Consider the following 25334-nt stretch of genomic DNA (forward strand, 5'->3'; position numbering starts at 1 on the left):
ACCACGGTCACCGTCGGACCGGGACCGAGGTCCCGCGGAATTTCCACGGCGACGACCGGGCACAACGCCGGATGATCTCGGGACCTTCGGCCTGGTTGCGCGAGGTAACGCGTCAGCACGATGGCCGGGACGCCCCCGCTCCGCAAGTTGCGCTCCGGCGCGGCCGCGGGGCATGTGGGGCGTTACGGCTGTCTAGCGAAGGAATGAGGCGTATGTCGCGAGCGACCGAGAGTGCGGGGCGGGCGCTGCTGGCGGTGGGGGGCCTGGTGCGCCGGGCCGAGGTCTCCGCCGACGGGCGGACGCTGCATCAGATTGGCGGCCGGGAGGCGGATGCCTTTTATCGGGATCGTTGGTCGTACGACAAGGTGGTTCGTTCCACGCACGGGGTGAACTGCACCGGCTCCTGCTCGTGGAAGGTGTATGTCAAGGACGGCATCATCACCTGGGAGCAGCAGCAGACCGACTACCCGAGCGTGGGACCGGATCGGCCGGAGTACGAGCCGCGTGGTTGCCCGCGTGGGGCGGCCTTCTCCTGGTACACGTATTCGCCGACGCGGGTGCGTTATCCGTATGCCCGGGGTGTGTTGGTGGAGATGTACCGGGAGGCCAAGGCCCGCTTGGGCGGCGACCCGGTCGCGGCGTGGGCCGACATCCAGGCTGACCCGGAGCGCCGCCGCCGGTACCAGAAGGCACGCGGCAAGGGCGGCCTGGTGCGGGTGTCCTGGGACGAGGCGCAGGAGATGATCGCCGCCGCGCATGTGCATGCGATCGGCGAGTACGGCCCGGATCGGGTGGCGGGGTTCTCGCCGATTCCGGCGATGTCGATGGTGTCGCACGCCGTGGGGGCCCGGTTCATGTCGTTGATCGGCGGGTCGATGTTGTCGTTCTACGACTGGTACGCCGACCTGCCGGTGGCTTCCCCGCAGGTGTTCGGGGACCAGACCGACGTGCCCGAGTCCGGGGACTGGTGGGACGCCTCCTATCTGGTGATGTGGGGCTCCAACGTTCCGGTGACCCGAACCCCCGACGCGCACTGGATGGCCGAGGCCCGCTACCGGGGACAGAAGGTCATCGTGGTCAGCCCGGACTTCGCCGACAACGTGAAGTTCGCCGACGAGTGGATGCCCGCCCAGCCGGGCACCGATGGTGCCCTGGCGATGGCGATGGGCCACGTCGTCCTCAAGGAGTTCTTCGTCGAACGGCGCACCCCCAGGTTCGTCGACTACGTACGCCGCTTCACCGACCTGCCGTTCCTGGTGACCCTGGAGGCGGGCACCGACGGGGCGTACCGGCCGGGCAAGTTCCTCACCGCCGAGGACCTGGGCGAGACCGGGAAGGAGGCGGCCTTCAAGACGGTGCTCTGGGACTCCGCCACCGACGCGCCCGCCGTGCCCCGGGGCAGCCTCGGCCACCGCTGGGGCGAAAAGCAGGGCGAGTGGAACCTGGACCTGGGCGACCTGGAGCCGGCGCTGACCTGCCTCGGGGCGGGCGACGCCGTGGAGGTGGAGCTGCCCCGGTTCGACACCGACACCCCGCAGGTGCTGCGCCGCGGCGTGCCGACCCGGACGGTCGAGGGTCAGCTCGTGACGAGCGTCTTCGACCTGCTGCTGGCCCAGTACGGGGTCGGCCGCGACGGCCTGCCCGGCCAGTGGCCGGCCGGGTACGACGACGTCGAGGTGCCGTACACGCCGGCGTGGCAGGAGCCGATCACCGGGGTGCCGGCGGCACAGGTGGCCCGGGTGGCGCGGGAGTTCGCCGACAACGCGGAACGCTCCGGCGGCCGGTCGATGATCCTGCTCGGCGCCGGCACCAACCACTGGTTCCACTCCGACGCCACCTACCGGGCGATCCTGGCGCTGGTGACCCTCACCGGCTGCCAGGGTGTCAACGGCGGTGGCTGGGCGCACTACGTCGGGCAGGAGAAGTGCCGCCCGGCGACCGGGTGGACGCAGCTCGCCTCCGGCCTGGACTGGGTCCGCCCGCCACGGCAGATGATCGGCACCGCCTTCTGGTACGTGCACACCGACCAGTGGCGCTACGACACGTACTCCGCCGACGTGGTCTCCTCCCCCACCGGCACCGGCGCGTTCGCCGGCAAGCACACCATGGACCTGCTGGCGCAGTCGGCTCGCGCCGGTTGGATGCCGTCGATGCCGACCTTCGACCGCAGCCCGCTCGACCTGGCCGACGAGGCCCTCGCGGCCCGGCCGGACGACCCGGCGGGCTGGGTGGCGGAGCGGCTCGGGCAGGGAGACGTGAAGTTCGCCTGCACCGACCCGGACGCGCCGGAGAACTGGCCGCGGGTGCTGACGGTGTGGCGGGCCAACCTGCTCGGCTCGTCGGCGAAGGGCAACGAGTACTTCCTGCGTCACCTGCTCGGCACCGACGCGAACCTGCGCGCCGAGGAGGCGCCGGAGGAGCTGCGGCCGAAGGACGTGACCTGGCGGGAGGAGGCGCCGGAGGGCAAGCTCGACCTGCTGCTGTCGCTGGACTTCCGGATGACCTCCACGACGCTCTTCTCCGACATCGTGCTGCCGGCCGCCACCTGGTACGAGAAGCACGACCTGAGCAGCACGGACATGCACCCGTTCGTGCACGCCTTCACCCCGGCGATCAACCCGCCGTGGCAGACCCGGACGGACTTCGACGCCTTCCACGGCATCGCGAAGGCGTTCTCGTCGATGGCGGCCACCCGTCTGGGCGTACGCAAAGATCTGGTCGCGGCGCCGCTGCTGCACGACACCCCGGACGCCATGGCGACCCCGCACGGCCGGGTCCGCGACTGGGCGGCCACCGGCGAGACCCCGGTGCCGGGCCGGACCATGTCGAAGCTCGTCGTGGTCGAGCGGGACTACGGCGCGATCGCCGACAAGATGGCCGCGCTCGGACCGCTGATGGACACCCTCGGCACCACGGGGAAGGGCTTCTCGGTCGACGTCCGCCCGGAGGTGGATTACCTGCGCCGAAAGAACGGCGCGGTGCACGGCGGCGTCGCCGACGGGCGGCCGTCGCTGGCGAAGGACGTGCACGCCTGCGAGGCGATCCTGGCGCTGTCCGGCACCACCAACGGCCGGGTGGCCACCGCCGGCTTCCAGGACGTGGAGAAGCGCACCGGGGTACGCCTGGCTGACCTGGCCGCCGAGCACGAGGGCAAGAAGATCACCTTCGCCGACACCCAGGCCCGCCCGGTGCCGGTGATCACCAGCCCGGAGTGGTCGGGCAGCGAGCACGGCGGCCGGCGCTACTCCCCGTTCACCATCAACACCGAGCGGCTCAAGCCCTGGCACACGCTCACCGGCCGGCAGCACTTCTTCCTCGACCACGACTGGATGCACGAGGCCGGCGAGGCGCTGCCGATCTTCCGGCCGCCGCTGGACATGCACAAGCTGTTCGGCGAGCCGAGACTCGGCCGCAACGGGGAGCTGGAGATCACCGTCCGGTACCTCACCCCGCACTCGAAGTGGTCCATCCACTCCGAGTACCAGGACAACCTGATCATGCTGACCCTCTCCCGGGGCGGCCCGACGATGTGGATGAGCGAGGCGGACGCCGAGAAGATCGGCGTACGGGACAACGAGTGGATCGAGGCGGTCAACCGCAACGGCGTCGTGGTCTGCCGGGCCGTGGTGAGTCACAAGATGCCCGAGGGCACGGTCTACATGTACCACGCCCAGGAGCGGGTGATCGACGTGCCGAAGTCGGAGACCAACGGCCGCCGGGGCGGCATCCACAACTCGCTGACCCGGCTGCTGGTCAAGCCCACCCACCTGATCGGCGGGTACGCGCAGCTGTCGTTCGCATTCAACTACCTCGGCCCCACCGGCAACCAACGCGACGAGGTCACCGTGATCCGCCGCCGCTCCCAGGAGGTGCAGTACTGATGCGGGTGATGGCGCAGATGGCGATGGTGATGAACCTCGACAAGTGCATCGGGTGTCACACCTGCTCGGTGACCTGCAAGCAGGCGTGGACCAACCGGTCGGGGGTCGAGTACGTCTGGTTCAACAACGTGGAGACCCGCCCCGGGCAGGGCTACCCCCGCACGTACGAGGACCAGGAGCGCTGGCAGGGCGGCTGGGTGCGGACCCGCTCCGGCAAGCTCAAGCCGCGCTCCGGCGGTCGGGTGAAGAAGATGTTCAGCATCTTCGCCAACCCGAAGCTGCCGTCCATGCAGGACTACTACGAGCCGTGGACGTACGACTACGAGCACCTGATCAACGCGCCGGCCGGGGAGGACACCCCGGTGGCCCGCCCGAAGTCGCTGCTCACCGGCGAGGACACGAAGATCACCTGGAGCGCCAACTGGGACGACTCGCTCGCCGGCGGCAACGAGATCGCCGCCGGCGACCCGGTGCTGGCGAAGGTCTCCGGCCAGGTGAAGCAGGAGTTCGAGAAGACCTTCATGTTCTTCCTGCCGCGGATCTGCGAGCACTGCCTCAACCCGTCCTGTGCGGCCTCCTGCCCGTCCGGGGCGATCTACAAGCGGGCCGAGGACGGCATCGTCCTGGTCGACCAGGACCGCTGCCGGGGCTGGCGGATGTGCGTGACCGGCTGCCCGTACAAGAAGATCTACTTCAACCACCGCACCGGCAAGGCCGAGAAGTGCACCTTCTGCTTCCCGCGCATCGAGATCGGCCAGCCGACCATCTGCTCCGAGACCTGCGTGGGGCGGCTGCGCTACCTCGGGCTGATGCTCTACGACGTCGACCGGGTCGCCGAGGCCGCCGCCACCGAGGGCGAGCACGACCTGTACGACGCGCAGCGCTCGGTCTTCCTCGACCCACACGACCCGCAGGTGGTCGCGGCCGCCCGGGAGGCGGGCATCGCCGACGACTGGATCGAGGCGGCGCAACGCTCCCCGGTCTGGGACCTGATCATGCGGTACGAGGTGGCGCTGCCGTTGCACCCGGAGTACCGGACCATGCCGATGGTCTGGTACATCCCGCCGCTGTCGCCGGTGGCCGACGTGCTGCGGGACACCGGCCACGACGCGGAGGAGGCCGGCAACCTGTTCGGCGCCATCGACGCGCTGCGCATCCCGGTGGAGTACCTCGCCGAGCTCTTCACCGCCGGCGACCCGGAGCCGGTGCGCGGGGTGCTGAACCGGCTCGCCGCCATGCGCGCGTACCAGCGCCGGATCAACCTGGGTGAGGCGCCCGACGAGTCGATCGCCGCTGCGGTCGGCATGACCGGCGCGGAGGTGGACGAGATGTACCGGCTGCTCGCCATCGCCAAGTACGAGCAGCGCTACGTCATCCCCGCCGCGCACGCCGAGGACGCCCACCGGCTGGAGAAGATCGCCACCGAGTGCAGCCTGGACTACGAGGGCGGCCCCGGGATGGGCGGCGGCGGCCCGTACGGGCAGGGCCCCTTCGGGGAGTCGTCCGGCACGCCGGTGCCGGTGCAGGTGGAGACCTTCCACATGCTGCGCGACCGGCAGACCGCCGGGAGCTTCACCGACCCGGGCGACGAACCGCGCCGGGTCAACCTGCTCAACTGGGACGGCAAGGGCAGCCCGAAGGGGCTCTTCCCGCCTCGTGACCCCGAATCCGGACCCGTCGACGGAGGTAACCCGTGAGCCAGCCGACCTGGCGGGCGGTGGCCGCCCGCGCGGCTTCCCTGCTGCTGCGCTACCCCGACGACGAGGTGCTCGCGGCACTGCCCACCGTGCGCGCCGCGCTCGACGGCCTGCCGGCCGAGGTGTCCGCGCCGCTGCGCGAGGTGGTCACCCAGCGGGAGGCGGCCGAGCCCGTCGAGCTGCGGGCCGCCTACGTGCAGCTGTTCGACTTCCGGCGCCGCTGCTGCCTGCACCTGACCTACTACACCTGCGGTGACACCCGCCGGCGCGGGGAGGCGCTGGTCGGGTTCTCCGCAGCGTACAAGCGGGCCGGGTTGACCGTCGTCGACGGCGAGCTGCCCGACTTCCTGCCCGCCGTGCTCGACCTGGCCGCCGTCGACGACGGCGGGTGGCGGTTGCTGCGGGAGAACCGGGTCGGCCTCGACCTGCTGGTCGAGGCGCTGGGGCGGGAGAAGTCGGTCTACCGGCAGGCGGTGAACGCGATCTGCGAGATGCTGCCGCCCGCCCAGCCCGGAGACCTCGCCGCGGCGGCCCGCCTGGCCCGCACCGGCCCACCGGTGGAGCAGGTCGGCCTGGAACCGTTCGGGCTCGTCGACACGACAGGAGGCCGTCGGTGAGCGCGAGGAACGCGGCGCGGCGGAGCACGGCAGTCGCAAACGAAGGGTGGCACCGATGAACCTGCTGCTGTGGGCGGTGTACCCGTACCTGGCCCTGGCGGTCCTGGTCGGGGGTCTGATCTGGCGCCACCGGTACGACAGGTTCGGCTGGACCACCCGCTCGTCCCAGCTCTACGAGAGCGCCATCCTGCGGTGGGGCAGCCCGCTGTTCCACTTCGGGGTGCTGATGGTGCTGGTCGGTCACATCGGCGGTCTGCTGGTGCCGAAGGCGTGGACCGAGGCGGTGGGCGTCACGGAGCACATGTACCACCTGATGGCCGTGTTCATCGGCACCGTGGCGGGCATGTGCACCCTGATCGGGCTGAGCATCCTGATCGTCCGGCGCCGGCGGACCGGGCCGGTCTTCGCCGCCACCACCCGCAACGACAAGGCCATGTACGTGGTGCTCGCGGGGGTGATCGTGCTGGGGCTGCTGGCCACCGTGCGCGCCAACGTGGCCGGGGGCGGCTACGACTACCGGGAGACGGTCTCCCCGTGGTTCCGGTCGCTGTTCTACCTCCACCCCGACCCGGAGATCATGGCCGACGTCCCGGTGGGCTTCCAGATCCACATCCTGGCGGCCTTCGCCCTCTTCGCGTTCTGGCCGTTCACCCGGCTCGTGCACGCCTTCAGCGCGCCGGTCGGCTACGCCACCCGCCCGTACGTGGTGTACCGCAGCCGGGACGACCGGCCTGGGCTGCGGCCGACCCGGCCCGGCTGGGAGGGCCCGCCGCAGCCGCCCGACCGCCGCAGCGGTCGGACCCGCTCGCGCCGGTGAACACCGTACGGGTCCGGTACTTCGGCGGCACCCGGGCCGCCGCCGGGTCGCCGGAGGAGAACCATCCGGCCACCACCCTGGCCGAGCTGCTCGAACAGCTGGGCAGGACGCACGGTCCCGCGCTGCGCGCGGCCCTACGGGCGTGCACCTTCCTGGTCGACGGCGCCCAGTGGCGGGACCGCGAGGCGGTCCTGCCCTCGGCGGCCACCGTCGACGTGCTGCCGCCGTTCGCCGGCGGCTGAGTTCATCACTGACGAAGGAGAAGAACCGATGACCCCGGATCTCCGGCTGGACGAGTGGCTCGCGCGGGCCGCGGCGGCGCTCGACGTCGACGCGCCGTCGGCCGAGGACACCCGTGCCGTGCTGAACGTCGTCCGAGAGGTGGCACACGGGGTCCATCGGCCGGCGGCGCCGCTGGCGGCGTACCTCATCGGGGTGGCCGTCGGTCGCGGCGCCGACCCCACCGCCGCCCGCGACGCGGTCACCGCGCTGGTTCCGGTCCCGGCCGGGGAGGCGCCGTGACGATCGCGCCCGGTCTCCCTCGCCACGACCATCCCCTGCGACCGGCCGCGCAGTGGGCGGCGGCCCGGATGCTGGCGCACACGCTGCCGGCTGCCCTGCCGGCGGAGTCGGTGCCGCTCGCGGCCGCGACCGGACGCACCCTGGCGGCCCCGCTACGTGCGGCGGTTGCGCTGCCCGGCTTCGACAACTCCGCCATGGACGGGTACGCGGTGCGCGGTGACGGCCCGTGGCGGGTCGTCGACCGTATTCTCGCCGGGCGCACCCACACCGTCGCGTCCCTGGTCGCGCACACCGCCGTCGAGGTCGCCACCGGCGCTCCGGTGCCGGACGGCGCGGACCGCGTCGTGCCCTACGAGGCCGCCGACCGGACCGGTGACGTGGTGCGCGCGGCCCCGGGCGACCGCCGGCACATCCGCCGCGCCGGCGAGTACGCCCAGCCCGGACAGGAACTCGCGCCGGCCGGCTCGCGGGTCACCCCGACGACGGTGGGGCTGGCCGCCAGCGTGGGACTCGACATGCTCACTGTCCACGCCCGGCCCCGGGTGCGGCTGGTCGTCAGCGGCGACGAGCTGGTGCACGCCGGTCTGCCCGGGTGGGGCAGGGTCCGGGACGCCATCGGGCCGATGCTCGGCCCCCTCCTGCCGGCCTGGGGAGCGGTTCTGCTGGACTCCCGGATGGTCGGCGATCAACCCGACTGGTTCGCCGAGGCGATCGCGGACAGCACGGCCGACGCCGACGTGACGATCGTCTGTGGGGCGTCCTCGGTGGGCCCCGCGGACGGACTGCACTCCTCGTTGCGACGCCTCCGCGCCATGGTGCACGTCGACGGCGTGGCGTGCCGCCCGGGACACCCTCAGGTCCTGGCGCAGGTCGGGCCGAGATGGATCGTCGGGCTGCCGGGCAACCCCTACGCCGCGCTGGTCGCCGCGCTCACCCTGGTCGACCCCATGCTCGCGGCTCTCGCCGGTCGGCCCCTGGCCGATCTCGACGCGGCGGTGCTGGCCGGTCCACTGCGTCCGGACGACCGGAACACCCGCATCGTGCCCGTCCGACGCCGGGACGGACGGCTGCGGCCCGTCGAGGGCGCCCACCCCGGCTACCTGGGCGCCGCCGCAACCGCCGACGCCTTCGCTGTCGTGCTCCCGGGGTGGCAGCCCGGCGACGACGTGGGCCTGCTCACCCTGCCATGACCCCAGCCAGGGCCGGCCGCACCCGGCCGGCCGACGTCCAGCCCATGCGGGACTTCCGGCCCTGCCCGGGCCGGATCGGCGGGTCGAGGCTCGAACCGGTAAAGCCGAATCCGCAACTTCCTCAGGCCGATCCGGCCTCGGCACCACGATCCGACGGAGAGCAGCGATGACCATCGCCCGTAACAGACAGGCCGTGGACACCACCCCCACACCAGGCGACGTCCCCGGCAGCACCCGAAGCACACCGACGTCCGACAGGTCCGGGGCCACCTTCCAGCTCGTCCTGGCGACTCTCGGCTTCCTGGTCAACTTCTGGGCGTGGGCGCTGCTGGGTCCGCTCGGCCCGGGCATCAAGGAGCGCCTCGACCTCAGCTTCGCCGCGCAGTCGCTGCTGGTTGCCGTACCGGTGGTGGTCGGGTCGCTGGGCCGCATCCCCGTCGGCGCCCTCACCGACCGGTACGGGGCGCGGGTGGTCTTCCCGCTGGTCACGCTGGCGACGATCGTGCCTGTGCTGACCCTGAGCGTGGTCTCCTCCTACGCTGCGCTGATTGTGACCGGGTTCTTCCTCGGCATCGGCGGCACCGCCTTCGCCGTCGGCGTGCCCCTGGTCTCCGGCTGGTACCCGCCCAAGCGGCGCGGCTTCGCCATCGGCGTGTTCGGCATCGGCATGGGCGGCACCGCGATCGCGAACTTCACCACCGTCCGGCTCGCCGACGCCTACGGGGAACGGACGCCGTTCCTGCTCGTCGCCGCGATCCTGGCCGGGTACGCGGTCCTGTCGTTCCTGCTGCTGCGCGAGGCCCCCGACCGGGCCCGGCCCACAGGATCCGCCTGGCAGCGGCTCTCCGCGGTCGGCCGGCTGACCGTCACCTGGCAGCTGTGCTTCCTGTACGCCGTCGGGTTCGGCGGATTCGTGGCCTTCAGCGTGTACCTTCCCGCCTACCTGCGCACCGCGTACGGTCTCAGCGCCGGGGACGGCGCGTTGCGTACCGCCGGGTTCGTGGTCCTCGCCGTCCTCGCCCGCCCGGTGGGCGGCTGGCTCTCCGACCGGCTGCACCCGGTGCCGGTGCTGGTGTGGTGCTTCGGCGGGGTGGCCGCCTTCGCGGTGGTGCAGGCCTTCGAGCCCGCCCTGCTGCCCGTGGCGACCGTCGCGCTGCTCGGGATGGCCCTGCTGCTGGGCGCGGCCAGCGGCGCGGTGTTCGCCCTCGTCGGCAAGGTCGCCCCTGCCGACCAGGTAGGTGCGGTCACCGGCCTGGTGGGTGCCGCCGGCGGCCTCGGCGGTTTCGTCCCACCCCTGGTGATGGGCTGGGTGTACGGGTCGCAGGGCTCATACGCCATCGGCCTGATGCTGCTCTCCGATGTCGCGCTGGCCGCCGCGGTGTTCACCGCGGTGAAGATGGGCGGCGTTGCCAGGCGCGTCCCCTGACCGGATCACGGTGCTCCCTGCTGGGGTAGGGTCCGGCCCATGGCCACCCAGGCATTCGACATTTGGACCGACGACAACGTCGCCCACGAGGCCGGAGACCGGCCCAGGCTACCTGCGGGGTGGGCCGGCCCCGCCGGGCCCGGCATCGATGTTCGGACCTGGCCCCGCTCCCCCCGTACCGGTCAGCCGATGCTGCACTGCTTCACGCTGTGGCTGCCCGAGTCGTACCGGCGGCGCGGACCCGACCTGGTGGCCGTCGCGGTATTCCAATGGGAGGACACGCTCTACTTCAAGGACCCGGCGCCGGAGGTCACGGCGGTCATCGCCGGGCACCCCGCCGACGTCGCGCAGCCTGAGCACCCGTTCTGGGCCAAACTCGCCCAGGCCCAGGCCCACCCTCGGCTCCAGATCGCCGACGACGGGGTGGCGTCGCTGCTGGCCATGGTGTGGCTGACCGAGGCGGAGTTGAACGGACCACGAGCAACTCGCCCCGCTGCGGCTCCCTCTCTCGCCGACGGCGAGGCCGACAACACCTCGTGGAGGGAGCGGCACGGCCAGTACGGTCCCCTGTGGCTGGTCCCCCGCGACGACCCCAACGCAGGCGTGCGACCGGTGAGCTTTCCGTCCGACAACGACGCCTATGTCGACGTGCCGGACATGTACGACGTCTTCCACGCCGAGCACCTGGGCGGCACCGGCATGTCCCCCGACGGAGTACGCGATGACCTGTCGCCCTGGTACATCGAGGTCAGCAGGCTGGGTGGCATCAGCTTCGGCGGCGACCAGGACATCGCCCTGGACCTCGAAGCCAGCGCATTCCTCGGCGACTGGAGCACCGCCGTCCTGATCCCGGGCCCCGGCGCCCCAGAACCGACACCGCAGGGTTGACCGCCCAGCCGAGGTGATCGACTCGGCGCGCGCCCGCCGCAACGCGCGGCCGCCGACGAGCAGGCGTCGTAACCGGCCGCCGCCGGGCGGGTTGCACAACGCCGCCAGCCGGGCGGGTTTCACAGCGGTCGGACCGACGGTGCGGGAGCGCGGCGGGGCCGGGCCCAGAGGCCGGCTGGGCGTCGGATGGCCCACTCGGCGACGGCCGCGTTGATGATCCAGCCGGACCCTACGGAGAGGGCGGTACTCAGCTCGCTCGTGCCGAACAGGGTCTCGCCGATGGGTTGGGTGAAGGCCTGGGTGCCGGCGCTGACGGCGAGGGCGTAGGCACGGATCATCCAGGCACGGTGGGCGGCGACATGGCGGCGGCGAATCGCGGTGAACCCCAGCACGATGCTGGCGGCCATTGCCGATCCGACCAGGAGCCGGATTCCCCACAGCAGGTCACCGCCCGGGGCGTCGGGGTAGAACAGGGTCATCCAGGTCCCGGAGGCGGCAACGATCAGGCCGGCACCGATCAGTGCCCGGCCGGACCGTCGGTGCCAGCTCGGATGGCGACGACGCAGCCGGGCGGAGAACTGGAAGGCGCCGAGGAAGGCGTAGAGGGCCGCGGCGAGCACGTGCACCACGACGGGCGCCGGGGAGGAATCGATGCGCGGGTTGGTGGGTAGCAACGCAGGGCCACCGGCGAGTTCGAGAAGCCGCAGTGACCCGGCGACGACGGGGATGAGGACGAGGGCCACCAGCGCTACCGGGAGGCGACAGCTCGACGATTCGGGTGGCGCGGTGCGGGAGGGCGAACGGGCGAGCCTGATCATGGCGATGCCTCTCGGTAGGACCGGGATCGCAGAAGGCGTCGGGCATCAGTGGGCAGGTCAGATGGTGATGACCACTTTCGCCCGCGCGTGTTCGCCTTCCACGTACCGGATGGCTTCGGGAACCTCGGGCAGCTGATACGTCCGGTCGATGACCGGGGTGAGGCGGCCGGCCTCGGCGTGGGTGCGGAGCGTGTCGAGGTGTTGCAGGCTGGGTGCGGTGGTGAGAATGGCGATGCGGTGCCGCACGAAGGGTGCCAGCAAGCGCCCTCGCGCGATGAGCCAGACCGGTCCGACGAGGCTGCCGCCGCGATAGACGCCGCCGCCGGAGAGCACGAGCGTCCCGGTCGGGGTCAGCGCTCGCCGGAGCGCGGTGAGGGAACGGTTGCCGACCAGGTCGAACACGACGTCGTGGCGGCCGGCGTCGTGGGTGAAGTCGTCGCGGGTGTAGTCGACGACGTGATCGGCGCCGAGGGAGCGCACCAGGTCGACGTTGCGGGTGCTGCACACCCCCGTCACGGTCGCGCCGAGCGCCTTGGCCAGTTGGACGGCCAGGGTGCCGACGCCGCCGGACGCGCCGTTGACGAGGACGCGGTGGCCGGGCTCGACCCGCCCGACATCGCACAGCCCCATGAGTGCGGTGACGCCGGCCAGCGGCAGGGCGGCCGCCTGCTGTGGCGTCAGGTTCCCGGGCTTGCGCGCGACCAGGGTCTCGGGCACGCATGCGTACTCGGCGAACGCGCCGTTGGCGTCGCCCAGGTCGCCGAAGACGGCGTCGCCCGGTCGCACCTGCCGGACGTCGGGGCCGACGGCTTCGACCCGGCCGGCGAAGTCGCGGCCACGGATCCGCGCCCGCGGCCCCGACCGGCCCATCGACAGTCGCGCCAGCCGCGGATCGCCGCGCATGACGTGCCAGTCGTACGCGTTGAGCGCGGCGGCCTCGACCCGCACGAGCACCTCGTCGGCCGCCGGCACCGGCGCGTCGACGTCCGCGAGCGTGAGCATCTCCGGGGGGCCGTATCGATCCTGGACGATCGCCTTCATCTCTTCCTCCCCAGGTGTACGGCGTACACCTTACAAGAAACAAGGTAGGTGTACGGCGTACACCTGTCAAGGTGGCTAGGGTTCAACCGCCGGCAGAAAGTGGAGGACCGTGATGGCTGAGCAGGCCGAGACGCTGCGCCGCACGCCGCTGAGCAAGAATCGCGTCCTGCGCGCCGCCGTCACGCTCGCCGACGAGACCGGAATCGAATCCCTCAGCATGCGCAACCTCGCCCAGGACCTGGGCGTCGTGCCGATGGCCCTCTACAAGCACGTGGCAAACAAGGACGAACTGCTCGACGGCATGATCGACATGGTCGTCGGCGAGATCAACCCGCCGGTGCCCGACGCCGACTGGAAGCGGGTGACCCGCGAGCGCATCCTCTCGGCGCGGGAGGTGCTGCTGCGCCACCCCTGGGCGGCGATCGCGATCGAGTCCCGGAACGAGGCGACGCCGGCCCTCCTCGGCCACCTCAACTCGATGGTCGGGACACTCCGGGAGGGCGGGTTCTCCACAGACCTCGCCCACCACGTGATGCACGCGATGGGCAGTCGCATGCTGGGCTTCAGCCAGGAACTGTTCGACGCATCCCGGCGCGCCGGCCGGTCCGGCTCGGCCGAGCCCGACCCGCCGGCAGCGTTCCCGGCGGAGGCCGCCGCCCAGTTCCCGCACCTCGCGGCGATCGCCACCGCGGCGGCACACGACGACACGTCTGTCGTCGGCCGGGGCTGCGACGACCAGTTCGAGTTCGAGTTCGCTCTGGACCTGTTACTGGACGGCATCGAACGGCTGCGTCAACAAGGTTGGACGTCGTCGCGTCCACCCAGCTGAGACGGTGGCCCACCGCACGTCACGGTGTTGTGCGCCAAGGGGCGCGCGACAACGGACACCTATGATGGGCGGATGGCGCGCACACGGGACATCACGTTCCCGCAGGTGGTGACCTACGACGGGCTGCCCGGCTCTGCGGGCGGCGCGCACTCGCTTCGCACCAAGCATCCTGGCGAGGCATGTCAACGCCTGCAAAGCTTCGTCAACGCCTGCACCGAACCGGTGTCGTCACCATCGTGGGCGTTCGAGATCCGTGCAGGCGGACCGCCCGCGTCGACCGAGCAGCTGGTGGCGCTCGCCACCGAACGCTTCGGCGGACCCCGCCACCGCGCGCAAACCCACACGGGATGGAACGTTCGACCCGAGTCCGTGCAGCACGCGCTCGATGCCCTCATCACCGTCGGCCCCGACGCGGTCACGACCCACGGACGTTCCCTGGCCGCGCTGACCTACAACACGCCCGTACGCCTCATCGACCCGGCCGCCCGCGCCCCGTACCCCGACATCACCCCCGACGCCTTCGGTCGCTTCGCCGTGGACGGGTACGGCCGGCTTCTGGGCGACTCAGGCATCCGCGCAACCCTCGGCACCGGGGCGTCCTCACTCTCCCTGTGGCTCAACCTGCCCGCCGACCAACGCCTCGCCCCTGGTGCTCTTCATCTACAAGGCCATCTCCCGTTCCGGCTGTCCGCGAAGCACTGGCGACTCTGGCGCCCCACCCGGAGCGGCGACTCCTACCGAGCCACCAAGATTCCCTCGCCCGTACAAGACCGAGCCTGAACCCAGGGCCCCGGAAAGGTCGTGCGGGTCTCCGACGCTTGCCAGGGCCCCGGGGATGCGCGCGCTGCCGACATACATCGCCCCCCCGGGCCGGCCTTCCCTCCGTTGGTCCCTATGGAGCTGCCCCGTTTGTGCTGTCGATGGAGCCGGGCGCGTAGACGGGGCAGCTCCATAGGCGCCAACGGACAGGTCCCCGACCGGATGCGGCGTCAGGCCGCCACCCGACTGCCCGGTGTACGGGGCGGCATAGCGCGACCTCCCAGGTTGACCGATCCGGGCCCTCCTGCGTCCAGGTCGGGCTGTCACCGTCTCCGTCGCTGGGCGTGCTGCGGGCCGGCGGCTTCTCGCTACAGATGACGGCCCACGCGTACGCGATCATCGATGCGTACGTCTACGGCTTCGTGCTGCAGGAGGCGTCGCTGCCGTTCGACGGTGCGGACTCCGCCAACGCGGTCGCGGATTCGATCATGGAAGGTTTCGCGGCGGGCGACTACCCGCATATGGTCGAGTTCGCCACGCAGCACGTCCAGCAGCCCGGCTACCACTGCGGCGGGCAGTTCGAGTTCGGGCTCGACCTGATCCTCGACGCACTGGCGGTGCGTGGCGAAGCCGGTGAGCGCGCACCGACCGATCAGGCGGAGCGTTCCGGGCCGGCGGCCGCGCCCCCCTGAGAGCCGGTAGCGCCGGCGGCGGCGCTGGAACCGGCCACGCTGGAACCGGCGGCACGGCTGGCGGAATCCCGCATCGAGCGGGCGTCGTGACCGGCCAGCGAGTCGGCGCCGACCTCGGCGTTGTGCGCGTGCGCCACGTGGTGCAGCCCGAAGACCGAGTCCATCCCGGCGTGCAGGCCCATCAGGTCCTCGGCCTGGTTGACGGCCTTCTTGGTCAGCGCCAGCCCGAGCCTCGGCATCTCGGCGATCCGGCGGGCGATGTCCCGGGTCGACTCAGCCAGCGCGTCCCGGGGCACCACCCGGTTGACCATGCCCAGTTCCAGGGCGCGCGCGGCCGGGACCCGCTCGCCGAGGAAGAGGAACTCCTTGGCGAACCGTGGCCCCATCACCCACGGGTGGGCAAAGTACTCCACGCCGGGAATACCCATCCGGACCACGGGATCGGCGAAGAACGCGTCGTCGGCGGCCACGATCAGGTCGCAGCACCAGGCGAGCATCAGCCCACCCGCGACACAGGCGCCCTGCACCATGGCGATGGTGGGCTTGGGAATCTCCCGCCAGCGCCGGCACATCCCCAGGTAGACCTCGGACTCCCGGGCGAACCGACTGTCCGCGCCGCTCTTGCCGACGTGGTCCCACCAGAGACCGGCCCGGCGCGGAAAGGACGTGTCGATGTCCCGACCCGGCGTACCGATGTCGTGGCCCGCCGAGAAGTGTTCCCCCGCTCCGGCCAGCACGATGACCCTGACCTCGTCGTCGGCGACCGCCCGGTAGAAGGCATCGTCCAGGGCGTAGGTCATCGCCGAGTTCTGGGCGTTGCGGTACCTCGGCCGGTTCATGGTGACCGTCGCCACCCCGCCATCGACCGTGTAACGCACCACCTCGTCGACCGCGTCGCGCCCAGCAGCCTCGTCGCGCACGCCGCGCGCCATTTCGTCGCTCACGCCGGTTCCTCCTTCAGGTCGAGCGCGCCGGCCAGCCGGTCCAGGTGCGCGTCCACGTCACATCCGGCCGCCAACGCCCAGGTGCGCTTGGCATAGAGATGCAGGTCGTACTCAACGGTGTAGCCGATGGCCCCGTGACACTGGATCGCCGCCCGGGCCACGTCCTGGGCCGCCTCGCTCGCCAGCACCACCGCCATCGAGACGTCCGTGGCGCGGCTGGGGCGCCGCCGGGCAAGTGCCCACCCCGCAGCGTGTACGGCGGGAGCGGCGATCTCGATGCGCAGCAGCGCGTCGGCGAGATGGTGCTTGACCGCCTGGAAGCTGCCGATCGGCACCCCGAACTGGCGGCGCTGGCCGACGTACTCCACGGTCAGGTCGAGCATCCGCCGGCCGAGCCCGACCAGTTGGGCCGAGGTGGCCAACTCGGCCCGGTGGCGGGCCGACGACACCAACTCCGGATCATCGGTGACCAGTTCCCCGGTGGCGTCGGACAGTCGGGTCAACGCCCGGGAGCCGTCCACCGTGGGCAGCACCGGTTCGGGTTCCGGCGCGACGAGCCGGGCCTGCGTGTCGGTGAGCACGAGCACCAGATCGGCCCGGGCGCCGTACGGGACGAGGCGGTCGGCGCCGGCCAGGGCGACCCGGGTGGCCCCGGACAGGACAGCCGGCAGGCGCTGGTCACCGGCAGCGGCCAGCAACGGCGCCACCACCGTGGCGGTCTCGGCGACCGGCAGCGGCACGGCCGCGTAGCCGAACTCCTCCAGCAACGGCACCAGATCGGTCTCGTCCAGGCCGAGCCCGCCGGCTTCCTCGGGCACCGCCGCGCCGAAGACGCCCATGGTCGCCAGCGCGTCCCAGAGCCCGTCGAGCGCGGCGGGCTCCCCGGCGGGCCAGGCCGCCCGGACCACGTCGGGCGGGCACTGGGCGGCGAGCAGTTCCCGGACCGTGTCGCGCAGCGCGACCTGGTCCTCGGTGAGAGCGAAGTCCATGTCCCTCCCTACGGGGAACCGGACCGTCAGGCCCGGGGCAGACCGAGCACCCGCTCGGCGACGATGTTGCGCTGGATCTCGTTGGTGCCGGCGTAGATCGGCCCGGAGAGCGCGAAGAGGAAACCCCGACTCCACGGCCCGTCCAGCTCGGCGGCGGGGCCGAGCAGGTCCAGGGCGGTGGCGTGCAGGTCGATGTCCAGCTCCGACCAGAACAGCTTGTTGAGGCTGGACCTGGCCCCCGGCTGCCGGCCGGCCAGCAGCTCGCTGACCTGGCGCAGGGTGAAGAGCTGGTACGCCTGCGCGTTGATCCAGGACCGGACCACCCGGTCCCGCGACCGGGGCGACAGGCGGCGGGACCGGGCCAGTTCGACGAGCCGGTCGGCGGCGGAGAGGAACCGGCCGGGCGAGCGCAGGGTCAGTCCCCGCTCGGAGCCGGTGGTGGCCATCGCGACCCGCCAGCCCTCGTTGACCCCGCCCAGGACGGCGCTGTCCGACACGAAGACGTCGTTGAGGAAGACCTCCGCGAAGCCCTCGTCACCGTCGAGCCGGCCGAAGCCGCGTACGGTCACCCCGGGGGTGTCCAGCGGGACCAGGAAGTACGTCAGTCCTCGGTGCCGTTGCGCGGCGGGGTCGGTGCGGAACAGCCCGAAGAGGTGGGTGCAGAACGCGCCCCGGGTGGTCCAGGTCTTCTGCCCGGTGAGTCGCCAGCCACCGGCCGCCTCGTCGCGCACCGCCCGGCTGGTGATGCCGGCCAGGTCACTGCCGGCCTCCGGCTCGGACCAGCCCTGGCACCACAGGTCCTCGGCGGCGGCGATCCGGGGCAGCAGCAGGTCCTGCTGTGCCGGCGTGCCGAAGTCGAAGAGGGTGGGGGCGAGCAGGAAGATCCCGTTCTGGGTGACCCGTTGCGGGGCGCCGGCGGCGTAGTACTCCTCCTCGAAGATGAGCCACTCCCAGAGGGAGGCGTCGCGACCCCCGTACCGGGCCGGCCAGGAGACCGCCGCCCACCGCGCGGCGAAGAGCTGCTTCTCCCACTCGACGTGCCGGGCGAACCCCTCCCGGGTGTCGCCGGAAGGCAGCGGGGTCGCGGGCACGCTGGCCCGCAGCCACTCCCGGGCCTCGGCCCGGAACGCCGCCTCGGTCGGGGTGTCGGTCAGCTCCACTCAGGACCGCCCGAACTCGTCACGGACCCGGTCGGCCACCCCGGACAGGTTGAGCTCGAAGGTGAACCCCTGCTCGTAGCGGTAACTGCGCTTGACGTCCCAGGGGTCGATGCCGTTGAGCGACGCCTTGGCCGCCCGCATCACCGTCGGGTTCTTGGCGGCGATCTCCCCGGCCACGGCCAGCGCCGCCGCACGCAACTCCGCGCGGGGCGTCACGGTGTGCACCGAACCGTAGGCGTGCAGCTCGGCGGCGGTGACGGTGGCGGAGGTGTACATCATCGCCCGCATCCGGTGCTGTGGCACCAGCCGGGACAGGTGGGTGGCCGCGCCGAGCGCCCCCCGGTCCACCTCGGGCAGGCCGAAGGTGGCGTCGTCGCTGGCGACGATGATGTCCGAGTTGCCGACCAGGCCGATGCCACCGCCCAGGCAGAAGCCCTGCACGGCGGCGATGACCGGCACCGGGCAGTCGTAGACGGCGGCGAACGCGGCGGCGCAGCCCCGGTTGACCTCGATCAGCGCGCCGAAGCCGGTGGCCGCCTGCAACTCCTTGATGTCCACCCCGGCGTTCGTCAACCGCTGGGAGTTCATCCGTACCGGCGGAGGCTGGAAGACCACCCACCGGATCAACCGCCAGCTCGACGGTTCCGTCGAAGCACGCGTCCTGCTGACCGCCGCCGTCAATGGCACACCGGGCGCAGCTCGGGAGAGCTCCGACTGACGGGCCCTGCGCATCCGTCGACCCGCCGCTCGGCCGTGCCCGACAATCGGGCACGCACGGCCAGCCGGAACCCGTCAGGTGGTCTGCGTGCCCTCGGTGTCGGCGGGATGCTGTCGCGCACAAGCCTGCTCCGCGGCGTGTCGAAGGCGTTCGGTGGCCTCGTGGGACAGACCGCGTTCGGCCGCGGTCCACGAGACCCACGCGCGAACGACCTCCGGAAGGAGCCCGCTCACGTCCGAATCGCCGATGGCGTCCGGGGCCAGGTCCGGCAGGCCGACGGCGGCCATGACCTGACGCGGGCCGACCCGCAGTGGATGGCAGGCGGCCCGGTCGGTGAACTGCGCGACGAGCAGATCGACCGCACGACTCGTCACCTCACCGGCGGGCAGCTTGGAGCCGGCGCCGGACGCGAGGAACGCCCGCTTCATGAGCTCGACCTCCACGCTGTCGGGCAACGGATCCGGCGGCGCGGCGGCGGCGCTCAGTGCCCGGGCGCGCGCCAGGGTCAACGCACGCATCTTCCGGTACGCCACCGGCGTCGGCTTCGGCTGGTGCTCCCGATCCTCGATCACCTCGTCCGAGGTGACAAACGCGTCCTCGAACAGCCGCCGGGCGTACGCCGGGTCGAGCGGCTCGGTGACCAGGCCCTCCCGCCCGTCCGCGCGGCGCAGGACGTCCCGCAACACGTCCACATCCGTGCCGAGCGTCAGCTCCCGGAACAGGCCACCGTCGATCGCCAGGTCGATCAGTGCCAGGATGCCGTGCTCATCGTCCCCGTCGTAGGAGAACACAGCCAACACGAACGCGGTCTCGTCGAACGGGTCGTGCGCCCACCAGCAGCCCTCCACCCGTACCCGGCCGATCGTGGACGCCCAGGACGGATCCGGAACTCCCTGCCGGACGAGCCGCTCAGCGTGCAACCCCGCCAGCTCACGCTGCGTGTCGACCGGACTCATCGCCTCGAACGCCCGCAGCGCCGCCACCGCCGTCGGCGTCTCCCGCCGACCCAACTCGTGGATGACCAGGGCATCCTCCCCCGCCGCGACGGCCAGCGACGGCCCGAAGCCCTCCGCGCCCTGGTGGGCGAGCAACTGCGTCATCCCCTGTTCGATGCGCCACGGCGAACCTTCCGCCATGATCGAGAAGTTCCACTCCACGAAGTCCGCGCCGGCAACGGCCCGATCGACGCCCTGATCACTGTCACCCATCCCCGGATTGTCGCAGCCGATCCGTCACCAGACGACCACCCTCGCCACACGACTTGCCGTCGGTAACGCCGAACGAGATCGAATCTCCACCCGCGACGGGCCAGGCGGTTCGCCAGAGACCCATCACGCCAGGAGGGCACGCCAGCGGTCGGCCGACTCCATCTCGTCCAGACTGACCCGCGCCAGGAATGCCCCTGCCCTGGCCAGCCGCTGCCCCACGGGGCTGTCGGGCCCGGACGACTCCGCCGCTGCCGTCGCGGCCTGCGCCGCCTCGAGCGTCTGCCGCGCGCTGATCACGACGGAGTGGTACCAGGCCTCGTCGTCGATCACGTAGACGTCGCGACGCCGCTGCGGATCTCGCTCGCGCCGGACATATCCCTGCTGGACCAGGTAGTTCACGGCCACGGAGACGGAGGCCGGGCTGACCCGCAGCCTGCGGGTCAGCTCGGCCGCGGTACGTCTGCCGTCCTCGGACAGCAACAGGTCGACGTGCACCCGCGCTGTCATCCTCGGCAGCCCCGTCCGGACCGCCAACTCGATGATCTCCTCTCCCGTCGTGCCACCCGGGAGTCCGGCCGCGCGCGGGGGTGTCGGTGTGCCACGCCGCGCCCGCTGGGCCGTCACCCGCTGTGCGTGCTGGGGCTGGTAGCCGCCGGGGCCGCCGTTGCGCCCGACCTCCCGGCTGATCGTCGAGGTCGGCCGGTCGAGCCGCCTCGCGATCTCCGCGTAGGAGAGCCCACCGGCGAGTCCGGCCGCGATGCGCTGGCGGTCCTGCTGGGTCAACCGTCCTCCTGGCATGCCGCCAGCATTACCTTCGCCGCCATTCATTGCAACGCGACATTGCAGTCGGGCCCAGCGTCATTGCATCAGTTTTCCGCCATGCACCTGGGGTAACACCTTTCCACCGATTGACATTCATTCTGAATGCAACGTAGCTTTCGGACATTGCCAAACACGTACCATCGCGAGATGAGGAATGGCCATGGGCGAATCCCTGTACGCCGTCACGACGATGCCGACGGCGCGTCAGCCCGGCTGCCCCTTCGACCCGCCGGCAGAGCTGACCGACGCCCGCCGGCACGGCCCCATCAGCCGCTACACCTTCCCCGGCGGGAGACCCGGCTGGCTGATCACCGGATACGACCTGGTCAGGTCGGTCCTGGCCGAACCGCGGTTCAGCTCACGCAAGGAGCTCATGCGCCACCCGACCATCGACTACGGAGACATCGAGATCCCCCCGGCACCGCCCGGCGAGTTCCTTCTCATGGACGAGCCCCAGCACAGCCGCTATCGAAAGCCACTGATAAGTAAGTTCACCGTACGGCGGATGCGACTGCTCACCGAGCGCGTCGAGCGGATCACCGCCGACCACCTGGACGCCATGGAGGAGGCCGGGCCGCCGGCGGACCTGGTGACCGCGTTCGCCAAGCCCATCCCCGCCATCATGATCTGTGAGCTGCTGGGGGTGCCGTACCAGGACCGGGGGTCATTCCAGGAGCAGGTCGACTCGTTCATGAACGGGGAGACAAGCGACGAGGACCTGATAGCCGCCTACACCGCGACCCAGGACTACCTCGCGGGGCTGGTGGCCGCCAAACGCGCGAACCCCACCGACGACGTGCTCAGCGACCTCACCGACAGCGATCTGACCGATGAGGAGCTGAAGGGCATCGCCCTGATCCTGCTGGCAGCCGGGCTCGACACCACCGCGAACATGCTGGCCCTCGGCACCTTCGCGCTGCTGCGCAACCCGGAGCAGCTGGCCGCGCTGCGCGCCGATCCCGCGCTCGCCGACGGAGCCGTGGAGGAGCTGCTGCGGTACCTCAGTGTCGCCAAGACGTTCATGAGGACGGCGCTGGAGGACGTCGAGTTGGGCGGCCAGACCATCAAGGCCGGCTCGCCGGTGATCCTGTCGTACCACACCGCCAACCGCGACCCCGAGCGCTTCGCCGACCCCCACGTGCTCGACCTCCGCAGGCGGGACGGCGGGCACCTGGCCTTCGGCCACGGCATCCACCAGTGCCTGGGTCAGCAGCTGGCCCGCGTCGAGATGCGGGTCGCGTTCCCCGCGCTGGTCGACCGCTTCCCCACGCTGCGCCTGGCCGTACCGCCTGAGGGGGTTGCCCTGCGCCCGGAGACCGCGGACATCTACGGGGTGAAGAGCCTCCCGGTCACCTGGGATGCGTGACCAATGAGGATCACCGTGGACGCCGAGCGCTGCGTCGGCTCCGGAATGTGCGTGTTGACGGTCGGCGAGGTGTTCGACCAGTGTCAGGACGACGGCAAGGTGATCGTACTGCGACCCGAGCCGCCCGCTGAGACGCAGGACGCGGTTCGCGAGGCCGTCGACCTGTGCCCTGCCGCGGCGATCGCCCTGTCGGCCGACCGCCGACCCTAATGCGCTACCAACATCGTCGGCCCCTGCCGGGTTGGTCTTCGCCGGGTCGCCCCGTCGGCGAGCCGGTCGAGGATGGTGTGCGCGGCCGGGGTGCGCGCCGTCGGGTCGGTCCACCCTCCGTCGGCTCCCTTTGGAGCTGCCCCGTTTGTGCTACCGGTGGAGCGGGCGCGTAAACGGGGCAGCTCCAAAGGGGGCCGACAGGCAGGTCCCCGACCGGATGCGGCAGGCAATCGTCCAGCCGCCACCCGGACTGCCCGATGCGCGGGGCGGCAGGGGGCGGCGTGGCGGCGACCTCCCGGGGCATTCGCGGGAGCGGAGACAGAGACAGCGCAGGACCGGCGAGACCGTGACCAAGGCCCTGGCCAGGATCTCGGATCATCCTCAAGGAACGGAACAGGAATCCCGGAGGGTGGATGAACTTCGGGCGGGAATCGGCGCCCCGCGGCTTTGCCGGGGCCCTGCCGAGGCCCCTCGCTGAATTTCGTCGTCTCGAAGGATCGCGCGGTCCCCGCTCACCTTCGGGTGGGCGGGGGCCACTTCCGCGCTTTGGTTGATATGCGCCTATTCCTCTGTCAAGCTCGGGCTTTGGATCGAACAGAGTGGAGCCCGCATGCCTGCACTTCGTCGGATAGTCGTAGCAACAGCGCTGGCCGGGGCGGTGTCCGCGTCCGTCCTGCTCTCCGGACCGGCATCAGCCGCCGAAACCAAGACCTTCCAAGGCGCCGGAATGAGTAACAACTACTTCACGGCGCTGTTCAACGCCCAGAACAATGCGCGCTCCCTCGCCAGCGCGGACGGGTTCGAGCCGTCCACGCAGTGCAGCCCTGGCGCGAGCTTTGTGAGGCAGCCGCTGCCGGGCCTCTACTCGGTGCAGGCGCAAATCATCTGCACCCGCTGACCACCCGGCTCAGCGGCCTCCGCGTACCCTTCTACGCCTTCGGGCGCATCACCCGCCCGAAGGCGTACAAGGAGGCGTACCGGCGGTCTTGGGGCTGATGAACTGACGCGGATGCGTCGGGGGCCGAGCGGTGCGTACAGTTTCGGGTCGGACTTGGGGTGGGCCGGGTAGCTCCGGCGCAGGGAACGGGATGAGACAGCGACGGTATGGCGGCGGACAAAATTGCGGAAACCGGTCACAACGGCATTGACCGGGACCGGCTGGAGACCTGTCTCAGCGTCTTCGAGGCGTTGGAGGACCTGCCTCCCGATCATCCCGATGTGGTGCGGGTGCAGCGGGCCACCGCGAAGCTCTACAAGGTGATCAAGCAGCGGCGGCGTGAGGAGCGGCGGGACGCCATCGCGGCGGCCGACCGCGCGGTGACGGCGGCCACCGCCACCGGCGCCCCGGGCCGGATCGACGACGAGACCCAGGGCCTCCCGCTCGCCTCGCCCACCATGGGTGCCACGGCCGGTTTCCTGCAGAACCCGCGCGGTTGTTACGTCTGCAAGCAGCGCTACCGCGAGGTGGACGCGTTCTACCACCAGCTCTGTCCGTCCTGCGCCGCGCTCAACCGGGAGCGCCGCGACGCCCGCACCGACCTGACCGGGCGGCGCGCGCTGCTCACCGGCGGCCGGGCGAAGATCGGCATGTACATCGCGCTGCGGCTGCTGCGCGACGGGGCGCACACCACGGTGACCACGCGGTTCCCGCACGACGCGGTCCGCCGGTTCGCCGCGATGCCGGACAGCGGGGACTGGCTGCACCGCCTGCGGATCGTCGGGATCGACCTGCGCGACCCGGCCCAGGTGATCGCGCTCGCCGACTCGGTCAGCGCCCAGGGGCCACTCGACATCCTGATCAACAACGCGGCGCAGACGGTCCGCCGCACGGCCGGGGCGTACGCCCAGCTCGTCGCCGCGGAGGCGGCGGCCCTGCCGGACGGCCCGCTGCCGGAGATCATCACCTTCGCCAAGCCGGCCGGCCGGGGCAGTCCGGCGGGCAGCCTGACCGCCGCGCCGCAGTCGGCCGCGATCACCCCGCAGGCGCTCACCGCGCTGGCGCTGACCGGCGGCTCGGCCTCGCCGGAACGGATCGCCGCGGCCACCGCCATCGACGCCGGTGGTCTGGTGCCGGACCTCGACCCGGTCAACAGCTGGGTGCAGCGGGTGCAGGAGGTGGACCCGGTGGAGCTGCTCGAAGTGCAGCTGTGTAACGTGACTGCGCCGTTCGTCCTGGTCAGCCGCCTACGACCGGCGATGGCCGCAGCGCAGGCCCGCCGCAAGTACGTGGTGAACGTGTCGGCGATGGAGGGGCAGTTCGGCCGTGGCTACAAGGGGCCGGGGCACCCGCACACCAACATGGCCAAGGCCGCGCTGAACATGCTGACCCGGACCAGCGCCCAGGAGATGCTGACCGACGGCATCCTGATGACCAGCGTCGACACCGGCTGGATCACCGACGAGCGGCCCCACCCGACGAAGATGCGGCTGGCGGACGAGGGCTTCCACGCCCCGCTCGACCTGGTCGACGGCGCGGCGCGGGTCTACGACCCGATCGTCCGCGGCGAACAGGGCGAAGACCTGTACGGCTGCTTCCTGAAGGACTACGCGCCCTGCGCCTGGTGATCAGCGCGCCCGCCGCAGCTACCGGCACCAGGTGCGCAAGCTCGGGCAGGTGCGCCCGCAGCGCTCGAAGTTCCGGGTTCATGGTTGGTACCGTGATGCAGGACTCGCGTCTACGTATCTCACGAGAGGGCGACCATGCCCCGGACCGCTTCCGCGAACGCGTCATCCCCCGGCC

23 protein-coding genes and 2 pseudogenes are annotated in these 25334 nt (G+C 71.5%); 17 read left to right on the forward strand and 8 right to left on the reverse strand.

From position 1 onward, the window contains the following. Positions 1-212 precede the first annotated feature (212 nt). From GVV04_RS20995 to GVV04_RS21035, 9 genes are all read left to right on the forward strand, one after another. Positions 213-3881 (forward strand): nitrate reductase subunit alpha, encoded by a 3669-nt coding sequence (locus tag GVV04_RS20995; protein ID WP_161689769.1) that lies wholly within the window; start codon positions 213-215, stop codon positions 3879-3881. After that, on the forward strand, positions 3881-5578 hold the full coding sequence (gene narH / locus GVV04_RS21000) for a nitrate reductase subunit beta (protein WP_161689770.1): 1698 nt from the start codon (positions 3881-3883) through the stop codon (positions 5576-5578). The genes GVV04_RS20995 and narH overlap by 1 nt, the downstream gene beginning before the upstream one ends. After that, on the forward strand, positions 5575-6195 hold the full coding sequence (gene narJ / locus GVV04_RS21005; protein ID WP_161689771.1) for a nitrate reductase molybdenum cofactor assembly chaperone: 621 nt from the start codon (positions 5575-5577) through the stop codon (positions 6193-6195). The genes narH and narJ overlap by 4 nt, the downstream gene beginning before the upstream one ends. 55 nt (positions 6196-6250) lie before the next feature. Beyond that, the gene (gene narI, locus GVV04_RS21010) at positions 6251-7012 is read left to right on the forward strand and encodes a respiratory nitrate reductase subunit gamma (RefSeq protein ID WP_161689772.1); all 762 of its coding nucleotides are present in this window, start codon (positions 6251-6253) and stop codon (positions 7010-7012) included. After that, positions 6952-7254: a MoaD/ThiS family protein gene (locus GVV04_RS21015; RefSeq protein ID WP_201753918.1), complete on the forward strand. Its 303-nt coding sequence runs from the start codon at positions 6952-6954 to the stop codon at positions 7252-7254. The genes narI and GVV04_RS21015 overlap by 61 nt, the downstream gene beginning before the upstream one ends. 28 nt (positions 7255-7282) lie before the next feature. Beyond that, entirely contained in the window at positions 7283-7534 is a 252-nt protein-coding gene (locus tag GVV04_RS21020; protein WP_161689774.1) for a DUF6457 domain-containing protein, read from the forward strand. Then, positions 7531-8724: a molybdopterin molybdotransferase MoeA gene (locus GVV04_RS21025; protein ID WP_328822495.1), complete on the forward strand. Its 1194-nt coding sequence runs from the start codon at positions 7531-7533 to the stop codon at positions 8722-8724. Before GVV04_RS21020 ends, GVV04_RS21025 begins: the two co-directional genes overlap by 4 nt. Before the next feature lie 166 nt (positions 8725-8890). Next, complete coding sequence (locus GVV04_RS21030) at positions 8891-10150, forward strand: MFS transporter (RefSeq protein ID WP_235966501.1); 1260 nt, start codon at positions 8891-8893, stop codon at positions 10148-10150. Between the two features lie 39 nt (positions 10151-10189). Beyond that, on the forward strand, positions 10190-11038 hold the full coding sequence (locus tag GVV04_RS21035) for a hypothetical protein (protein WP_161689775.1): 849 nt from the start codon (positions 10190-10192) through the stop codon (positions 11036-11038). 119 nt (positions 11039-11157) lie between these two features. On the opposite strand, the gene GVV04_RS21040 is transcribed toward GVV04_RS21035, so the two are convergent. Both GVV04_RS21040 and GVV04_RS21045 read right to left on the reverse strand, forming a co-directional pair. After that, entirely contained in the window at positions 11158-11781 is a 624-nt protein-coding gene (locus GVV04_RS21040) for a DUF2306 domain-containing protein (RefSeq protein ID WP_201753860.1), read from the reverse strand. 132 nt (positions 11782-11913) lie between these two features. Beyond that, entirely contained in the window at positions 11914-12897 is a 984-nt protein-coding gene (locus tag GVV04_RS21045; RefSeq protein ID WP_161689777.1) for an NAD(P)-dependent alcohol dehydrogenase, read from the reverse strand. A 112-nt stretch (positions 12898-13009) separates the two neighbouring features. Between GVV04_RS21045 and GVV04_RS21050 the strand changes: the two genes are divergently transcribed. From GVV04_RS21050 to GVV04_RS21060, 3 genes are all read left to right on the forward strand, one after another. Continuing rightward, on the forward strand, positions 13010-13726 hold the full coding sequence (locus GVV04_RS21050; RefSeq protein ID WP_161689778.1) for a TetR/AcrR family transcriptional regulator: 717 nt from the start codon (positions 13010-13012) through the stop codon (positions 13724-13726). Between the two features lie 72 nt (positions 13727-13798). Then, positions 13799-14506 carry a hypothetical protein gene (locus tag GVV04_RS21055; protein WP_161689779.1) on the forward strand — a complete coding sequence of 236 codons (708 nt, stop codon included), beginning with the start codon at positions 13799-13801 and terminating at the stop codon, positions 14504-14506. A 323-nt stretch (positions 14507-14829) separates the two neighbouring features. After that, positions 14830-15177 carry a TetR/AcrR family transcriptional regulator C-terminal domain-containing protein gene (locus tag GVV04_RS21060; RefSeq protein ID WP_328822496.1) on the forward strand — a complete coding sequence of 116 codons (348 nt, stop codon included), beginning with the start codon at positions 14830-14832 and terminating at the stop codon, positions 15175-15177. Between the two features lie 59 nt (positions 15178-15236). Here GVV04_RS21060 and GVV04_RS21065 read toward each other — a convergent pair. The 4 genes and pseudogenes from GVV04_RS21065 to GVV04_RS21080 form a co-directional block, all read right to left on the reverse strand. After that, a pseudogene (locus tag GVV04_RS21065) lies at positions 15237-16109 on the reverse strand (enoyl-CoA hydratase); the annotation flags it as partial. 8 nt (positions 16110-16117) lie between these two features. Continuing rightward, on the reverse strand, positions 16118-17110 hold the full coding sequence (locus tag GVV04_RS21070; protein ID WP_161689780.1) for an acyl-CoA dehydrogenase family protein: 993 nt from the start codon (positions 17108-17110) through the stop codon (positions 16118-16120). A gap of 26 nt (positions 17111-17136) precedes the next feature. Continuing rightward, positions 17137-18270: an acyl-CoA dehydrogenase family protein gene (locus tag GVV04_RS21075; protein WP_161689781.1), complete on the reverse strand. Its 1134-nt coding sequence runs from the start codon at positions 18268-18270 to the stop codon at positions 17137-17139. Next, positions 18271-18834, reverse strand: a pseudogene (locus GVV04_RS21080) (enoyl-CoA hydratase family protein); the annotation flags it as partial. It abuts the gene before it with no gap. Here GVV04_RS21080 and GVV04_RS33310 point away from each other — a divergent pair. Continuing rightward, positions 18821-18988 (forward strand): hypothetical protein, encoded by a 168-nt coding sequence (locus GVV04_RS33310; RefSeq protein ID WP_235966703.1) that lies wholly within the window; start codon positions 18821-18823, stop codon positions 18986-18988. The pseudogene GVV04_RS21080 and the gene GVV04_RS33310 sit on opposite strands and share 14 nt — an antisense overlap. A 74-nt stretch (positions 18989-19062) precedes the next feature. Here the strand turns inward: GVV04_RS33310 and GVV04_RS21085 are convergent, their stop codons facing one another. Together GVV04_RS21085 and GVV04_RS21090 are read right to left on the reverse strand one after the other, a co-directional pair. After that, positions 19063-20196: a hypothetical protein gene (locus GVV04_RS21085; protein WP_161689783.1), complete on the reverse strand. Its 1134-nt coding sequence runs from the start codon at positions 20194-20196 to the stop codon at positions 19063-19065. 123 nt (positions 20197-20319) lie between these two features. After that, on the reverse strand, positions 20320-20979 hold the full coding sequence (locus GVV04_RS21090; RefSeq protein WP_235966503.1) for a GbsR/MarR family transcriptional regulator: 660 nt from the start codon (positions 20977-20979) through the stop codon (positions 20320-20322). 199 nt (positions 20980-21178) lie between these two features. On the opposite strand from GVV04_RS21090, the gene GVV04_RS21095 reads away from it, so the two are divergent. The 4 genes from GVV04_RS21095 to GVV04_RS21110 all read left to right on the forward strand — a co-directional run bounded on the left by GVV04_RS21095 (position 21179) and on the right by GVV04_RS21110 (position 25159). After that, the gene (locus GVV04_RS21095; RefSeq protein ID WP_161689785.1) at positions 21179-22384 is read left to right on the forward strand and encodes a cytochrome P450; all 1206 of its coding nucleotides are present in this window, start codon (positions 21179-21181) and stop codon (positions 22382-22384) included. Positions 22385-22399: 15 nt separating this feature from the next. Further along, entirely contained in the window at positions 22400-22594 is a 195-nt protein-coding gene (locus tag GVV04_RS21100) for a ferredoxin (RefSeq protein WP_328822497.1), read from the forward strand. Positions 22595-23321: 727 nt separating this feature from the next. Then, positions 23322-23492 carry a hypothetical protein gene (locus GVV04_RS21105; RefSeq protein WP_161689787.1) on the forward strand — a complete coding sequence of 57 codons (171 nt, stop codon included), beginning with the start codon at positions 23322-23324 and terminating at the stop codon, positions 23490-23492. 206 nt (positions 23493-23698) lie between these two features. After that, on the forward strand, positions 23699-25159 hold the full coding sequence (locus tag GVV04_RS21110; RefSeq protein WP_161689788.1) for an SDR family oxidoreductase: 1461 nt from the start codon (positions 23699-23701) through the stop codon (positions 25157-25159). Positions 25160-25334: the final 175 nt, after the last annotated feature.

It is taken from the genome of Micromonospora rubida (assembly GCF_009908295.1).
GTDB classification, from domain to species: domain Bacteria; phylum Actinomycetota; class Actinomycetes; order Mycobacteriales; family Micromonosporaceae; genus Micromonospora; species Micromonospora rubida.

Excerpts from the sequence above, each read along its gene's own strand:
- GVV04_RS20995 (WP_161689769.1), top strand. The coding sequence starts at position 213 with ATGTCGCGAGCGACCGAGAGTGCGGGGCGGGCGCTGCTGGCGGTGGGG.
- narH (WP_161689770.1), top strand. The coding sequence starts at position 3,881 with ATGCGGGTGATGGCGCAGATGGCGATGGTGATGAACCTCGACAAGTGC.
- narI (WP_161689772.1), top strand. The coding sequence starts at position 6,251 with ATGAACCTGCTGCTGTGGGCGGTGTACCCGTACCTGGCCCTGGCGGTC.
- GVV04_RS21020 (WP_161689774.1), top strand. The coding sequence starts at position 7,283 with ATGACCCCGGATCTCCGGCTGGACGAGTGGCTCGCGCGGGCCGCGGCG.
- GVV04_RS21030 (WP_235966501.1), top strand. The coding sequence starts at position 8,891 with ATGACCATCGCCCGTAACAGACAGGCCGTGGACACCACCCCCACACCA.
- GVV04_RS21035 (WP_161689775.1), top strand. The coding sequence starts at position 10,190 with ATGGCCACCCAGGCATTCGACATTTGGACCGACGACAACGTCGCCCAC.
- GVV04_RS21045 (WP_161689777.1), bottom strand. The coding sequence starts at position 12,897 with ATGAAGGCGATCGTCCAGGATCGATACGGCCCCCCGGAGATGCTCACG.
- GVV04_RS21050 (WP_161689778.1), top strand. The coding sequence starts at position 13,010 with ATGGCTGAGCAGGCCGAGACGCTGCGCCGCACGCCGCTGAGCAAGAAT.
- GVV04_RS21055 (WP_161689779.1), top strand. The coding sequence starts at position 13,799 with ATGGCGCGCACACGGGACATCACGTTCCCGCAGGTGGTGACCTACGAC.
- GVV04_RS21070 (WP_161689780.1), bottom strand. The coding sequence starts at position 17,110 with ATGGACTTCGCTCTCACCGAGGACCAGGTCGCGCTGCGCGACACGGTC.
- GVV04_RS33310 (WP_235966703.1), top strand. The coding sequence starts at position 18,821 with ATGTCCACCCCGGCGTTCGTCAACCGCTGGGAGTTCATCCGTACCGGC.
- GVV04_RS21085 (WP_161689783.1), bottom strand. The coding sequence starts at position 20,196 with ATGGGTGACAGTGATCAGGGCGTCGATCGGGCCGTTGCCGGCGCGGAC.
- GVV04_RS21095 (WP_161689785.1), top strand. The coding sequence starts at position 21,179 with ATGGGCGAATCCCTGTACGCCGTCACGACGATGCCGACGGCGCGTCAG.
- GVV04_RS21105 (WP_161689787.1), top strand. The coding sequence starts at position 23,322 with ATGAGTAACAACTACTTCACGGCGCTGTTCAACGCCCAGAACAATGCG.
- GVV04_RS21110 (WP_161689788.1), top strand. The coding sequence starts at position 23,699 with ATGGCGGCGGACAAAATTGCGGAAACCGGTCACAACGGCATTGACCGG.